The following is a 14,316-nucleotide window of genomic DNA, read 5'->3' on the forward strand; positions in this document are numbered from 1 at the left end:
ATGGGAGGCATACGCGGCACCGGATTTGATCTCGCCGCCCTGCGTGCCACCCTGCGCCATCTGCTGCCGCTGCTGCGGCAGGAGCGCGGGCTTGTCGCGCTCGGACTGCTCGCCATGCTGGTCGAGGTGCTCGCCACGCTCGCCGAACCGTGGCCGATGAAACTCGTGATCGACGAGGTGCTACCGGCCGTACTCAACGGCGAGCAGCCCGAGTCCGGGCAGGTGCTCGGGCTGCCGGTGCTCGCCATCGTCGCCGCGGTCGGGCTGCTCGCCGCCGCCGGGCTGCGGGCGGGCGCGGCCTACGCCGCCACCGTGTGCTTCGCGAAGGCCGGTGCCCGGGTGACGACCCGGATGCGGTCGGCGGCGTACGACCGCGTGCTGGCCCAGTCGGTGCGCTACCACCAGTCGAAGTCATCCGGCGACCTGCTGTCCCGGCTCACCGCCGACGTCATCCGCATCCAGGAGGTCGCCGTCACCGCGGGGCTGCCACTGGTCGGCAGTGTCGTGACCTTCGTCGGCATGACCGTGGTCATGCTGATCCTCGACCCGCTGCTCACCGTCGCGGCCCTGGTCGCCGTGCCGTTCTTCGTACTCGCCGCCCGCCGCACCGGCGGGAGGGTTACCGCGGCCGCCCGGGAACAGCGCCGCAACGAGGGCGCCGTCGCCGGGCTCGTCGGCGAGGCGCTCGGGTCGGTGCGCGTCGTGCAGGCCTACCGCCTGGAGGAGCCGCTCGCCAGCCGCTTCGGCGCCAGCAACGCCGCGAGTCTGCGCAGCGGCGTACGCACCCAGCGCCTCGCCGCCGGCCTGGAACGGCGTACCGATCTGGTCATCGGCGCGGCCACCGCGATCGTGCTGCTGGTGGGCACCAAGCGGGTGATGGACGGCGCCCTGACCCTCGGCGAGCTGGTGGTGTTCGTCAGCTATCTCAAGAGCGTGTTCAAGCCGATGCGCAACCTCGCCAAGTACACCGGGCGCATCTCCAAGGCGGCGGCGTCGGGGGAGCGGATCGCCGAGCTGCTCGACGCCGAACCGGAGCTGCGCGACATGCCGTGGGCGCGTCCGCTGCGCGATCCCCGAGGTGACATCCGGCTGCTCGACGTGACCGTCGAACACACTCCGGGCCACGCCGTGCTCTCCGATGCGTCCCTGCACATCCGCCCCGGCGAACGGGTGGGCATCGTCGGGCCGAGCGGCTCGGGCAAGTCGACGCTCCTGGCTCTGCTGCTGCGCATGCTGGATCCGCAGTCGGGCCGGGTCCTGCTCGACGGGCACGACCTGCGCGATCTCACCCTGGCGTCGGTCCGCTCGGCCACCGCGGTGGTGCTGCAGGAGTCGGTGCTGTTCGCCGACACCGTACGGGAGAACATCCGCCTCGCCCGCCCCGAAGCCACCGACGCCGACGTCCACGCCGCCGCCGTGGCCGCCGATGCCGACGGCTTCATCCAGGCCCTGCCCCACGGCTACGACACCGTCCTCGCCGAGCGCGGCGACTCCCTGTCCGGCGGGCAGCGCCAGCGTCTCGCCATCGCCCGCGCCATCCTGCGCGACGCCCCCGTCGTGCTGCTCGACGAACCCACCACCGGCCTCGACGCCGAGAGCCGCCGAGCGGTGCTCGCCGCGCTGGACCGGCTCACCGAAGGCCGCACCGTGCTGGTCGTCGCCCACCACGAGGAACTGCTCGCCTCCTGCGACCGGGTCATCCAGATCACCGACGGCCGCATCGAGCAGCTGCCGCACACGGGGCCCGCCCGCCCCAAGGGCGAACGGTGGCGCGGCGTGTGGCCCTTCCCGACATCCACGCGTTCCGGAGGCTCGCGATGACGCCCGTTCCGCTGCGTCCCTCTATTCACGATCCGGCGCTCGCCGCGGTCGCCCGACTCACCGACCGCACCGAGCTCGCCCGGCAGCTGGAGGCACTGCCCTGGCTGGAGGGCGCCGACGGCTCGCGCGCCGTGGTGCGGCTGCGCTGGAAGCCCGGCACCAACCTCCGGATCGGCGCCGTCGTGCCCACGGCAGCGGGCCCCGCCGCCGTCCTCCTCGCGGCGTTCGGCCCCGAGGCCCGCGGCAAGGCGGAGGGGCTTGCCGCACGGGCCGTCCGCCGGGGCGTACCGGTCTCCCTCGACGGCGACACCGTCGCGGTGCCCGCGCAACTCGACCCGCACCTGCGCCGACTCGTCCCGTCCGGAGGCGTTCCGCTCTCCTACAACCCCGCCCGCCGCTGGGTCGGACGCGACGGCGCCTGGGCGGTGAAGGCGCACGCCGCGGCCCCGCCACCCGGGGTGACGGCGCTGCTCACAGCGCCCTCCGCGGAGCTTGCCGAGCATCTGCCGCCCGCCCAGCACGACCACAGCGGGCGCCTGGTACGAACCGCCTGGACGTCGGGTTCACCGCCGCAGCCCGCCGACCTCCCGGCGGTACGGGCCGCGCTCACGACACTGCACCGATGCCCGCCGCCCCCCGGGCTTCCCGTCCTCGACGCGGCGTCGGCCCTACGGGCGGGGGGCCGCAGCGCCCGGGCCGTGGCAGCAGCACTGCCCGAGCAGGGCCCACGCGCGCTGGCCCTGCTCGCCGTCCTTGAGGAGCACGCACACCGCTGGCCCGCACCCACCGCGCTGCTGCACGGGGACTTCAGCCCGGACCAGGTCGTCGTGCGTGACGGCGGCGCCGTACTGCTCGACCTGGACCGAGCCGCGCTCGGCCCACCCGGATGGGACTGGGCCCAGTGGACCGTCGCGCAGATCGCGAACGGCGGCCTGGTGACGGCGGCACCACGGCACCCCGAGCCGCTGCTGCTCCTTGCCGCAGCGCTCCAGCGCGCCGTCGAGCCGCTACGCCGACTGCGCCCCGGCTGGACGCGACTGGTCGCCGACGTCCTGAACAGCGCCGAGTCGGCCGCGACCGAGCTGAGGAGTCAAGGGTGAAGGCGCTGGGCCGGATACCGGCGGAGTTCACGGCCCGTAGGGCCTGGCCGCATCCCGACGGCTTGGCGGTGGAGGCGACGACCCGCGAAGGGGCCGTCGTCGGGCTGATCGTCACGGACGACGAGGTACGTGTGCTGGCCGGCGCCGACCCGGCGTTGCCGGCGCTCGGCCCGGCGCTGGATCGGCCCGGCAGCGTCCTTCTGGGACATCGGCCCGGCAGACGCGCGGTGCTGCGCGACCACGAGGGGCACTACGTCAAGGTCGTCCGCCCCGGCCGGACGCACCGTGTCGCCGACGGGCTGCGCGAGGTGCGGGATCGTGTCGCTGGCCTCCCGGACGCCCCGGCGGTGCCCGCGGTGCTCGCCGCCGAGCCCACCGAGGGATGGGTCCGGCTGGCGGCGCTGCCCGGCCCGAGCCTGCACACACTGCTGGCGACCGCGCCCGACGACGTGGCCCAGTTCTGCGCCCGGGTCGGCGCCGCCCTGGCCGCACTGCTGCGGGCCCCGGCGGACGGCCTGCCCCGGCATTCCGTAGCCGACGAGGCGGCGGTGGTACGGCGGTGGGCTGCCGAGGCGGACGCCGCTGCGGGCGGCGGGGGGCGGTTCGGTGCTGGCGGGGTGGCTGGGGGGCGGTCTGGTGCTGGCGTGGGTGCTGGGGGGCGGTTCGGTGCTGGCGCGGGTGCCGGGGGACTGTTCGGTGCCGCTGCGAGTGCCGGGGAGCGGTCCGGTGCCGCCGCGAGTGCCGCGGGACTGTCCGACGCCGCTGGGGGCACCGCGGGCCTGTCCGATGCCGCCGCGTCGGTCACCGCCGCGCTCCTCGCACTGCCGCAGCCACGCTGGGCGGTCTGCCATCGCGATCTGCACGACAAGCAGCTCATCGCCCTCACCGCCGAGCCGTCCGGCGCACCGGCCGACGGCCCCCTCGTCGGCATGCTCGACCTCGACACGCTCGCCGCCGCCCACCCCGCGCTGGACACCGGAAACCTGCTGGCCCACCTGCACCTGCGCACCCTGCAGGGCCGCTGCGCACCGGCAGTGGCCGCAGCTTGCGCCCGCGCCCTGACCGGCGGTGCCCTCGGCGCCGTCCTCGACCCCGTCGCCCTGCGGGTCCACACCGCCGCCGCACTCCTGCGACTCGCCGCCGTCTACACCTTCCGGCCCGGCCGACCGGACCTCCCGGCCCGCCTCGCGGCCGTCAGCGGTGATCCCGTCCCTCCCTCATGGAGCAATGCGTGAAAGAGCGGAGGCGTTGCTGAGGAACGCCTAACGGAGCCGGTCCGGCAGGCCAGGCCGAGTGCGGTCGAGGCGCCGAAGGAGTTGCCCGCGACGTACGCCGGTGTCAGCGCCGCGAGGTCCTCCTCGTCGTAGACGGCCAAGTCAAGAGCAGGTGCAAAGCGCCGTACGGGTGTATTCAGGTTTCATGGGCGCTGGACGACTGCGCGGCAGTCATCGCCGATCACAGGAGCCGCATCAGGCTGTGCTGGCGGTACCACTCGGGCTCATCGTGCTCGTGGCGGTGGGTGACATTCTCGCTCCCCCCGAAGTACACCTCGGCCCTTTCCTGGCCGCTGCTCCCGCGATCACCGCATCGTTCGCAGGGCCTCGGACCACCGCGTGCATCGGGGCGGTCGCGGTTCTGGCCCAGGCCGTGATCGCGATCGTGCGCACCAGTCTCACCGACCTCAACCACAGCTTCCAGCTCACGACGCTCGTTCTGATCTCGGTGTTCGTCACGCTGTTCGCCCACCGGCGCGAGCGACACGAGAAGGAGCTGACGCAGCTGCGCTCAGTGGCGCAGGCCGCACAGCAGGTCGTGCTACGACCGCTGCCGCGCCGGATCGGCCCGCTGCACATCGCCTCGGTCTACCTGGCCGCCGAAGCCGAGGCGCAGATCGGCGGCGACCTGTTCGCCGCGGCGCGCGCCGGGCAGGGGACCCGGTTCATCGTCGGGGACGTACGGGGCAAGGGCCTGGAGGCGATCGGCGACGCTGCCCTCCTTCTCGGCGCCTTCCGCTCCGCCGCCCACCGCCAGGCCGACCTTGCCACGCTGGTCGCCTATCTGGAAGGAACCGTCGCCTCGGACCTCGACGACCCGGGAGCGGCCGTATCCGGAACCGGATCTCAGAGCGAAGCGTTCATCACCGCCACCGTCCTGGACATCCCCGATGACGCGCCGGTCGTCCACCTGATCAACTGCGGCCACCCACCGCCTCTGCTGCTGCACAAGGGCCAGGTCACCTCGCTTGATGTGAGCGATCCGGCCCCGCCTCTGGGGCTCGCCGAGTTCGCCGCCGCCCCCTCCGCTGCGGAGACCTTCCCGTTCGAGCCTGGTGACGTCCTCCTGCTGTACACCGACGGCGTCATCGAGGCCCGTGACGGCTCGGGGGCCTTCTATCCGCTGGCCCAGCGCATGGGCACCGTTCCCGAAGACGATGCTCAGGGGTTCGTGCGTCATCTACAGGAAGACCTCCTCGCGTATACGCCGGGAGGTCATCTGGGCGACGACGCTGCCATGGTGGCGATCGAACGCGGACTGACAGCCAGGACGAGCCGAGCGCGAGAGGTGAAACCCTCGTAGGTCTGTCTCTGTGTGCGCGGTGTTGCGCCGCGACACCGCACTCAGTCCAGAACAGCCGGTCCAGGACAGCCGATCAATGATCTCCGCTATCACCCTGGCGTGAGGTGCGGCCGAAAAACTTACAATTGACAGAAGCGCTCCCCTACGCCGCTAGCGTGAGCTGATGCACACTTCCGCGTCTCGCGCGTCCCTGCTGCCTGCCCTGAGGCCCCGGACCCAGGAAGGTCTCTACGACTTCTACAAGGAACTACGCAGCACCGACGACCTCTTCTGGGACCGCCACCTGGACGCCTGGATCGCGACCAGCCATGCCGTGGTCAGCAGCACTGCCGGTGACCCGCGATTCTCCTCGGTGCGCTATCCCGACATCGCGGCCGTCTCCGAGGAACTAAAGCCGCTGGCCCGGGTCCTGAGCCGGCAGATGCTCTACAGCGACGCACCCGACCACCCCCGGCTGCGCGCCCTGCTGAGCAAAGCCTTCACCCCCCGGGCAGTGGCGACGCTCCGCGACCGGATCTCCGTGGCCGTCGAGCAGATCATCACCCGCGCGGCGCCGACCGGACGAATGGACATCGTCGCGGACCTGGCCCGACCCCTGCCCCTGAACGTCATCTGCGACCTCCTCGGCGTGCCGGAACCAGACCGACCCACCTTGTCCTCCTGGTCCGACCCGATCGCCGCGGCCATCGGCAGTTCCCGGCTCGACGCCGACGACAGCCGTGCCGCCTCCCAGAGCATGGAACGCATGCTCGCCTACCTCCGGGAACTCCTCACCCGCCGTGACTCCCCGCCCGCGCCCCACACTCTGCGCGCACTGCTGACCACGCGGGTCGACAGCACCGACCAGGACTTCGACGAACTCCTCGCCAACTGCGCCCTGCTCCTGATCGCCGGCCACGAGACCACCACCCACTTCATCGGCAACGCCGCCCTCGCCCTGCTGCGCCACCCCCAGGCAGCCGACCAACTGCGCCATCGGACCGACCTGATCCCCGCCGCCGTCGAGGAACTCCTGCGCTACGACAGCCCGGTGCAACTGATGCTGCGCCGAGCGCGGCACGATCTGGACCTGGCGGGCCGCGCCATCGCCGCCGGGCAGGTGGTGCTCCTCGTGTGCGGCGCAGCCAACCGGGATCCGGCCGCGTTCCCCGACCCGGACGTGCTGGACTTCCAGCGGCCCGGTGGACGGCACGTCGCCTTCGGGTACGGCCCCCATTTCTGCCTCGGCGCGGCGCTGGCCCGGCTGGAGGGCACCATCGTCCTGGAAGCGCTCCTGACCCGGCTTCCCGACCTGAGGCTCGCCGGCACCGCGCCGCAGTGGCAGCGCAGCCTCAACTTCCGCGCGCTGACCCGCCTGGACGTCGCCTTCACCCCTGTCTTCGGATGATTACGCACGAGGGTTCTCGGCATGGCGGAGTTCAGCGCCGCTCAGGGGCTGCCCTTCAGGGATCCCGTCTCGCGGCTACTGAGAGTCCGGTGCGGGCAGCAGCCGCTGTAGCAACGACTGCTCCAGCCCGGCCAGGATGGCTCCGCTGCCGGTGTGGTGGCTACGTGGTCACTGTGCCGTGGGGCCGCTTCGGTCAGCGCTGCCCGCCCCTTCTGTGTGAGCGTCACGTAGGTGGCGCGCGCCTCGCCGCTGTGGCGCTGCTCCGCTTGGACGTGCGGGCGAGCTGGTGATGCAGGCGGCTCTTCTCCCAGCCCATCAAGCGCACCGAGGGCCGACCTCCAGCGGCAGGAGTGCGACGAGGAAGTCTGCGCCGACGAGTAGTTGATGCGGAGGGCGAAACTCACATGCACGCCTCGGTGATGACCTTCACCTTCTCGAAGATCCCGTCGAGCAGGTCCTGTTGGCGGATCATCCAGAAAGCGACGGCGCGCAGCGCGCCGAGAGTGCGTCAGTCGCTTGCGGGAATGGGCCGCCCGGCGATCTCCCGGGCCTCGTCCGGGGGAACCCCCAGCATGCGCAGCATCATCTCCGCCATGCCTCTGGCGGTCGCGTCGCTGTCGGCATCCGGACGGGTGAGGCGCAGGTCCAGGAGGGCCAGCAGGCTGCCGCCCAGTGCGGAGAGGGCGATCTCGGGGTCGGTGAAGGTGAAGCGGCCCGAGGCTGCTCCCGTCGTCAGGTCGCCCAGCGCGCGGGGGGACAGGCCGCGGTCGGAGTGGATGTGCCCGAGGCCGCGGTGGCGCAGGATCCGCATGATCTCCGGGTGCGTCTCGGCCATCCCGGCGCTGAGCCGTACACCGAACGCGACCCGCTCGGCGGGGTCGTCGATGCCTTCCAATCGTTCGTCGATCGCCCGGCCGTACTCGTCGAGGGCGTCGAGCACCGCCTCGTCGAAGAGGGCGGCCTTGGACTCGAAGTGGTTGTAGAAGGAGCCGAAGCCGACGTCCGCCCGATCCGCGATCGCCTGGATGCTCACGCCGGTGTCGCCGGACTCGGCCAGGATCTGCCGGGCCGCACGGATGAGTGCCTGCCGCGTCGCGGCGCGGCGGCGTTCGAACCGGTTGCTGGGCGGGGCTGACGTCGGCATGGGGCAAGTCTATCCATGACCACCAGTACTGATGGATTCATCAGAAATATTTTGTGAAACCGTTGACGTGGATCGAGTCAGAGCTGATGATTTCCTCAGATAAGCATAAGCAGGGCTAGCCGCTGATCGGGGACGCCACGCCCTGCCGCACGAGCCACGGAGGGCACATGCCTGACCCCCACAGCACCCATCCCCACAGCCCGCCGACCGACCTCAAGACGGCCCACCAGGACCTGCACAGCGAGCAGGGCGCCCTGCGCGGCGAGCACCCCGGGCGGTCCCGCAACCCGGTGATCAAGGTGGCCGATCTGGCCTGGCTGGAGTTCGAGAAGCCCGACCTGGACCGGGCCGAGGTGTTCGCCCGCGACTTCGGCTTCGCCGTCGCCGCCCGCACCGAGCGGGAGCTGTGGCTGCGCGGCACCTTCGCCGGCACCCTCTGCACGGTGATCCGCAAGGGGCGCACCTCGCGGTTCATCGGCCCGGCGTTCCGCGCCGCCGAGCGGGCCGACCTGGACCGGCTGGCCCGCGCCACCGGCACCGCCGTACGGGACGCGAACGTGCCGGGCGGCGGGAAGGCCGTCGACCTGCTGGACCCCTCGGGCTTCCCGGTGCGGGTCGTGCACTGTGCCGAGCGGCTGCCCGCGCTGCCCGAGCAGCAGCCCCTGCTCCTCAACTTCGGCACCGAGCACCGCCGTACGAACGCCACCCAGCGTCCGCCGCGTGAGCCGTCCCGCGTTCAGCGGCTGGGGCACGTGGTGCTGGAGACACGGGTGTTCGCCCGCGCCCTGGACTGGTACCTGGACACGCTCGGCATGATCGTGTCCGACTTCCTGTTCCTGGACGGGCAGCGCGACCGGGGCCCGACGATGGCGTTCATCCGCTGCGACCTGGGAAGCGCGCCCGCGGACCACCACACGCTGGCCATGCACCTCGGTCCCGGCGCCGGCTACGTCCACTCCGCCTACCAGGTCACCGACCTCGACGCGATCGCCACCGGCGGCGAATACCTCAAAGAGCGCGGCTACCAACGCAGTTGGGGCATCGGCCGGCACATCCAGGGCAGCCAGCTCTTCGACTACTGGCGCGACCCGGACCACTTCATGCTGGAGCACTTCGCCGACGGCGACCTGTTCTCCTGCGACGTCGAGCCCGGCTGGGCGCCCATGTCCGCGAGCGGGCTCGCCCAGTGGGGACCGCCGGTCACGCGTGACTTCCTCGGTGCGAACCCCTCTCCCGCCAAGGTCCGCGAGGTGCTGCACGCCCTGCGCGGCGACAACGAACTCGACCCGGCGCGACTGCTGGGCCTGCTGAAAGCGATGAACTCATGAGCACCAACGTCCTGCGCACCACCGACGGCTGGTGGGCCGTCCGCGGCGACCGCGCCATCCGCATCGAGACCAAGGCGGCTACGACGGCTGAGCTGATCGCCGACCGTGACGCGGTCCGCGAGGCGGCCGCCGCGAGTGACGCGACCGGCACGCCCGTCGCCGACCTGGCGGCGCTCTCCCCGGTCACCACCCCATGCCGCGTGGTCGCCCAGATGGTCAACTACCGCAGTCACGCCCGCGACTCGGGCTTCACCGGCGAGATCCCGCCCACCTTCTTCCGCAAGGCGTCCGGCTCGGTCAGTGGCCCGGCCGACACCGTCGTGCGGCCCTCGCACGTGAAGTTCCTGGACTACGAGATCGAACTCGGCCTCGTCATGGGCGCGCCGCTGCCGCTCGGCACCGTCGTCACGGAGCAGGACCTGCCCTCGTACGTCGCCGGGCTGGTCATCACCAACGACGTCAGCGCACGCGACGTACAGCTGACCAAGACGCAGTTCTACGAGAGCAAGTCGTACCCGACCTTCACGCCCACCGGGCCGTACCTCGCCCTGCTGGAGCCGGAGGACTTCGCCCATCTGCTGAACCTGCGGCTGAGGCTGAGCGTCAACGGCGACCTGCGCCAGGACCGCACCCTGGCCGACATGATCGTCCGTCCCGCCGAGGCGCTGACGCTGCTGGCCCGCTTCCAGACACTCGACCCGGGCGACCTGCTCCTGACCGGCACCCCCGGCGGTACGGCGCTGAAGGCCCCGCCCAAGGCGGTGGAGAAGATCGGCGCGCTGCTGCCGCCCGCCGTGAAGTGGAAGGCGTTCTTCAAGAGCCAGGCCCGCAACCCGCACTACCTCCACGCGGGCGACCTGATCACCGCAACCATCGCCACCCCGGACGGGCGGATCGACCTCGGCGAGCAGCGCACCGCCGTCGCGGACGCCAAGTAACGCGAGAGCCGAGTGACGCGAGAGCCGAAACGCAAGAAGTGAGCCGCACATGAAAGCACATCAGGCCGACCCGGGCAGCGCGGCCCGCACGGCGCCGGTGGTCATCGTCGGGGCGGGCCCGGTCGGTGTCACCGCCGCCATCCTGCTCGCCCGCCGCGGGGTCCGGAGCATCCTGCTGGAGCGGCACCGGGACGTGTACCCGTTGCCGCGCGCCGTGGCCATGGACGACGAGGTCCGCCGGATCCTCCAGGCCGTCGGCATCCACGAGGAGTTCACCGCCATCGCCCGCCCCGCCAACGGCCTCAGGCTGCTGGACGCCCGGCACCGGGTGATGGCCGAGTTCCGGCGGGACGACCCGCACGGCTACCACGGCTTCCCCCAGACCACCCTCTTCGACCAGCCCGAACTGGAGCGGCTGCTGCGACGCGAGCTGGCCCGGCATCCCGAGTGCGAGCTGCGGGGCGGAGTGGAGGTCGTCGCCGTCGAACAGGACGTCCCCGGTGGCGGGGTGCGGGTCACGCTGCGCGACGAGGCCACGGACGTGGTGGAGCACCTGTGGGCGGACGCCGTCCTGGGCTGCGACGGCGCGGGCAGCCTCACCCGCGACGCGATCGGCGCCGTATGGGAGGACCTGCGCTTCGAGGAGACCTGGACGGTCGTCGACGTGCGCACCGACCTGCCGGTACGCACCTGGGAAGGCGTCGACCAGGTCTGCGACCCGGCCCGGCCGGGGACTTTCATGCGGGTCGGCGAGGACCGCTACCGCTGGGAGTTCCGGCTGGGCGCGGGCTCCGAGGACCTGCGGGAGCTGGTGGCTCCCTGGGTGGAGCTGCCGTACGACGGCGAAGGCTTCGAGGTGATACGGCAGGCGCGGTACACCTTCAGGGCACGCGTCGCCGACCGCTGGCGCCGGGGCCGGGTCTTCCTGCTCGGCGACGCCGCGCACCTGACCCCGCCGTTCATCGGGCAGGGCCTGTGTGCGGGGCTGCGGGACGCCTACAACCTCTCGTGGAAGCTCGCCCGGGAACTGGAACAGGGCGCGGACGACCGCCTCCTCGACACCTACGAGAACGAGCGCAAGCCGCATGCCCGGCGCATGATCCGGCTCGCGATGGCGACGGGCTGGGCGATGACCGGCGGACAGGGCAGAGCCGCCGCCGTACGCCGCACCGCGCTCGGCGCGGCCTGCCGTGTCCCCGCGCTCACCGCGTACCTCACCGAGCACGGCCTCAGCCCGGCGCTGGGCCGCGGCCCCCTGGTGCACCACGGCCGCCGCTTGGCGAGTGTCCTCGTCCCCCAGCCGTGGGTGACGACGGACCGTGGCCGCATCCGTCTCGACGACGTGCTCGGCGACTCCTTCGCCGTCCTGTCCGCCGTACCGCCCACCCCGGCCGTCCGGGCCGTCGCCCAGGCGCTCGGCGCCCGGATCGTCCGCATCGACATCCCCGACGGCGCCACTGCCGGGGACACGGCCGTCACCGACGACGGAACCCTCGCGACCTGGCTGCGGGCCGCCCGGGCGGACGCCGTCCTGCTGCGTCCCGACCGGGTCGTGATGAGCATCGTCCCGGCAGCCGACGGCGGCCTCACCGGTACGTCCACCTGGTCGCCGCTGCTGTGCACGTCCCGCCGCCCCGTCCCTGCCGCCGCACAGGCAGCCGACGACCAATGAGCCGTCACACGGCTGTTCACACGGTTCCGATGAGGTGGGGGACGGTGACCAGCACGCGACCGCGGCCGCCGGCGTCGACGCTGGCTGACAGCTTCCGGTCAGTTTCCTGACCTCAACCAGACGTGGTCCACGCTGACGCGCGATTGTCAGTGCCGGGTGTCACGCTGGTCTCAGACTGGACCTGCGAAAGGGAATCGCCGTGATCACCACTGACCTCACTCCCGGCTCCCCTTGCTGGCTCGACCTCGGTGCCCCCGACGTCCGGGCCGCCGCGGACTTCTACGGCGCGGTGCTCGGCTGGGAGTACGAGTCCATGGGCGAGGGGGAGGACATGGAGGGCGGGATGTTCCGGAAGGACGGCAAGACCGTCGCCGGGCTCGGCAAGCTCACCGAGGAGGGCGCCCGCTCGGCCTGGATGATCTACTACGCCGTCACCGACGCGGACGCCACAACCCAGGCCGTGGAGCGCTCGGGCGGCACGGTGCGGGTCGCGCCGAGAGACCTCGACGACTGGGGCCGGATGGCGCAGTACAGCGACCCGTTGGGGGGCCAGTTCGCGGTCTGGCAGCCGGGGAAGAACGCGGGCTTCGAGCTGGCGGACGAGCCGGGGTCGCTGTCCTGGACCGAGCTGTACACGACCGACGCCGCGGTGGCGAAGGAGTTCTACGGCGGCGTCTTCGGCTGGCAGTTCAGCGACATGGAACTGCCGGGCGGCGGGGGCGCGTACACTCTCATCACCCCCGCCGGGCTTCCCGAGGAGCGCATGCAGGGCGGCCTCATGCAACTCCCCGCGGAGAACCTCACACTGGCGAACGGGCGGCCGTACTGGCACCCGGTCTTCAACGTCACCGACTGCGACGCCGCGGTCGCCAAGGTCACCGAGAACGGCGGCAGCGTGCAGATGGGGCCGGAGGACGCCGAGGGCGTCGGCAGGCTGGCCGTCTGCGTCGACCCGTCCAACGCGGACTTCGTGGTGCTCACGCCCGCACGGCCGACTCAGCCGAGCTGAAAGGAAAGGGGGCGCGGGAACTGCGCGACCAGCCACACACAACCCGCAGCCGCCGTCCCGCAGGCACGCGCCCCCACCCTTGCGTCTACTGCCGCCCGAGCAGCTTGTTCATCCGGGTGATCTCATCGGTCTGGGCCGTGACGACGGCGTCGGCCAGGTCCTTCGCGGGTTGGTAGGCGCCGTTCTCGATCTCACTCCTGGCCATCTCGACCGCGCCTTCATGGTGCTCGACCATCAGCGTCAGGAACGCCGTGTCGAACGCCTTGCCCGAGGAGTTCTCCAGGCCCTCCAACTCCTCCTCGCTCATCATCCCGGCCATCGAGTGACCGCCGTGCTCCCCGGAACCGCCCGCGCTCGGGACCGGCTCGCCCCACTCGGCCAGCCAGCCGGACATCGTCCTGATCTCCGGGTCCTGCGCCTTCCTGATCTGCGCGGCGAGGCTCCTGACCTCCGGCGAGGCAGCGCGGGTGGCGGCCAGGTCGGCCATCTCCACGGCCTGGCGGTGGTGCGGGATCATCCCCTGCGCGAAGGAGACGTCGGCGGCGTTGTGCCGGGCGGGCGACGCGCTCGGCCGGGTGGACGGGGTGTGGTCGTCGTGCGCGGTGGAGCCGCAGGCGGACAGGACGACGACGGCTGCGACGACGCCTGCCGCGGCGGCGGCAAAGCGCGCGAGGGTGTGGTGTGTGCTCATGGTTTCGGAACTCCCTTGACGGTGACTGGAGGCATGCCGGAGCACGGCGGTCACCCCTGACCGGACAGTCCGGGCAGCAGGGGGATGCCGTGCGGGTGCCTCTAGATCCGCAGGAGTTGGAGTTCCGCCAGGTCGGGCGGCGCCCGCCCGGTTTCTGTCGCCGCCGTCGCGCGGCCGGGTGCCGCGAGGAGTACGGCCGAGGCCGTCGCCACGGCGGGGATGAGCACGGGCGGGGCGTACGACGTCCCGATGCCGCTCGCCGAACAGCTGGCGTCGGCGTGGTCCACGTGGCCGGGCAGGCCGTCCTCGACGGCGTGGGCACAGGCCTGCCCGGGCTCGTGGATGGTGGGTGCGGGTGGGGCGTGCGAGTCGGCGTGGCTTGCCGCCGCGTGCCGGATGGGCGAGTCGGCGTGGCCGGCCGTCGCGGCGCCGGGCGCCAGTCCGTGCATGGCCAGCAACCCCGCCAGCACCGCGAGCAGCATCAGGCCACGCCCGGCGGGGCCACGACGGGTCTGCTGCGCGGAGCTGGTCACGGCGCTCATCCTAGGCGGCACGCGTCATGCCGACGTGGCGGGACCTGGCACGCCCTCCTCCAGAGGGGTACCCCCAGCGGCGTTGTCGTCGGTTGCCGACGGCCCGTGCTCTCCGC

The 14,316-nt window shown here is 72.2% G+C and carries 12 protein-coding genes; 9 read left to right on the top strand and 3 right to left on the bottom strand.

Annotated elements, in window-relative coordinates; genetic code table 11:
- The 5 genes from SSP24_RS06285 to SSP24_RS06310 all read left to right on the top strand — a co-directional run bounded on the left by SSP24_RS06285 (position 1) and on the right by SSP24_RS06310 (position 6,885).
- Positions 1 to 1,821 (top strand): ABC transporter ATP-binding protein, encoded by a 1,821-nt coding sequence (locus SSP24_RS06285; RefSeq protein ID WP_141307789.1) that lies wholly within the window; start codon positions 1 to 3, stop codon positions 1,819 to 1,821.
- Positions 1,818 to 2,921 (top strand): phosphotransferase family protein, encoded by a 1,104-nt coding sequence (locus SSP24_RS06290; protein WP_141307790.1) that lies wholly within the window; start codon positions 1,818 to 1,820, stop codon positions 2,919 to 2,921. Before SSP24_RS06285 ends, SSP24_RS06290 begins: the two co-directional genes overlap by 4 nt.
- Complete coding sequence (locus SSP24_RS06295) at positions 2,918 to 4,156, top strand: phosphotransferase (RefSeq protein ID WP_141307791.1); 1,239 nt, start codon at positions 2,918 to 2,920, stop codon at positions 4,154 to 4,156. The genes SSP24_RS06290 and SSP24_RS06295 overlap by 4 nt, the downstream gene beginning before the upstream one ends.
- A gap of 184 nt (positions 4,157 to 4,340) precedes the next feature.
- Positions 4,341 to 5,498, top strand: coding sequence for a PP2C family protein-serine/threonine phosphatase (locus SSP24_RS06305; protein WP_141307792.1), 1,158 nt, complete (start codon positions 4,341 to 4,343; stop codon positions 5,496 to 5,498).
- A gap of 163 nt (positions 5,499 to 5,661) precedes the next feature.
- Positions 5,662 to 6,885: a cytochrome P450 gene (locus tag SSP24_RS06310; RefSeq protein ID WP_141307793.1), complete on the top strand. Its 1,224-nt coding sequence runs from the start codon at positions 5,662 to 5,664 to the stop codon at positions 6,883 to 6,885.
- Positions 6,886 to 7,393: 508 nt separating this feature from the next.
- On the opposite strand, the gene SSP24_RS06315 is transcribed toward SSP24_RS06310, so the two are convergent.
- Positions 7,394 to 8,029, bottom strand: a complete 636-nt coding sequence (locus tag SSP24_RS06315) for a TetR/AcrR family transcriptional regulator (RefSeq protein WP_141307794.1) — start codon at positions 8,027 to 8,029, stop codon at positions 7,394 to 7,396.
- 167 nt (positions 8,030 to 8,196) lie between these two features.
- Between SSP24_RS06315 and SSP24_RS06320 the strand changes: the two genes are divergently transcribed.
- The 4 genes from SSP24_RS06320 (at position 8,197) to SSP24_RS06335 (ending at position 12,976) form a co-directional block, all read left to right on the top strand.
- Positions 8,197 to 9,357 (top strand): VOC family protein, encoded by a 1,161-nt coding sequence (locus SSP24_RS06320; protein WP_141307795.1) that lies wholly within the window; start codon positions 8,197 to 8,199, stop codon positions 9,355 to 9,357.
- Entirely contained in the window at positions 9,354 to 10,295 is a 942-nt protein-coding gene (locus SSP24_RS06325; RefSeq protein ID WP_141307796.1) for a fumarylacetoacetate hydrolase family protein, read from the top strand. The genes SSP24_RS06320 and SSP24_RS06325 overlap by 4 nt, the downstream gene beginning before the upstream one ends.
- Before the next feature lie 49 nt (positions 10,296 to 10,344).
- Positions 10,345 to 11,967: a bifunctional 3-(3-hydroxy-phenyl)propionate/3-hydroxycinnamic acid hydroxylase MhpA gene (mhpA, locus tag SSP24_RS06330; protein WP_141307797.1), complete on the top strand. Its 1,623-nt coding sequence runs from the start codon at positions 10,345 to 10,347 to the stop codon at positions 11,965 to 11,967.
- Between the two features lie 199 nt (positions 11,968 to 12,166).
- The gene (locus SSP24_RS06335) at positions 12,167 to 12,976 is read left to right on the top strand and encodes a VOC family protein (protein WP_141307798.1); all 810 of its coding nucleotides are present in this window, start codon (positions 12,167 to 12,169) and stop codon (positions 12,974 to 12,976) included.
- 85 nt (positions 12,977 to 13,061) lie between these two features.
- Here the strand turns inward: SSP24_RS06335 and SSP24_RS06340 are convergent, their stop codons facing one another.
- The gene (locus SSP24_RS06340; protein ID WP_141307799.1) at positions 13,062 to 13,667 is read right to left on the bottom strand and encodes a DUF305 domain-containing protein; all 606 of its coding nucleotides are present in this window, start codon (positions 13,665 to 13,667) and stop codon (positions 13,062 to 13,064) included.
- 101 nt (positions 13,668 to 13,768) lie between these two features.
- Complete coding sequence (locus tag SSP24_RS06345) at positions 13,769 to 14,200, bottom strand: DUF6153 family protein (RefSeq protein ID WP_373866236.1); 432 nt, start codon at positions 14,198 to 14,200, stop codon at positions 13,769 to 13,771.
- Positions 14,201 to 14,316: the final 116 nt, after the last annotated feature.

The sequence above is a fragment of the Streptomyces spinoverrucosus genome (assembly GCF_006539505.1).
In the GTDB taxonomy this organism is placed as follows: Bacteria; Actinomycetota; Actinomycetes; order Streptomycetales; family Streptomycetaceae; genus Streptomyces; species Streptomyces spinoverrucosus.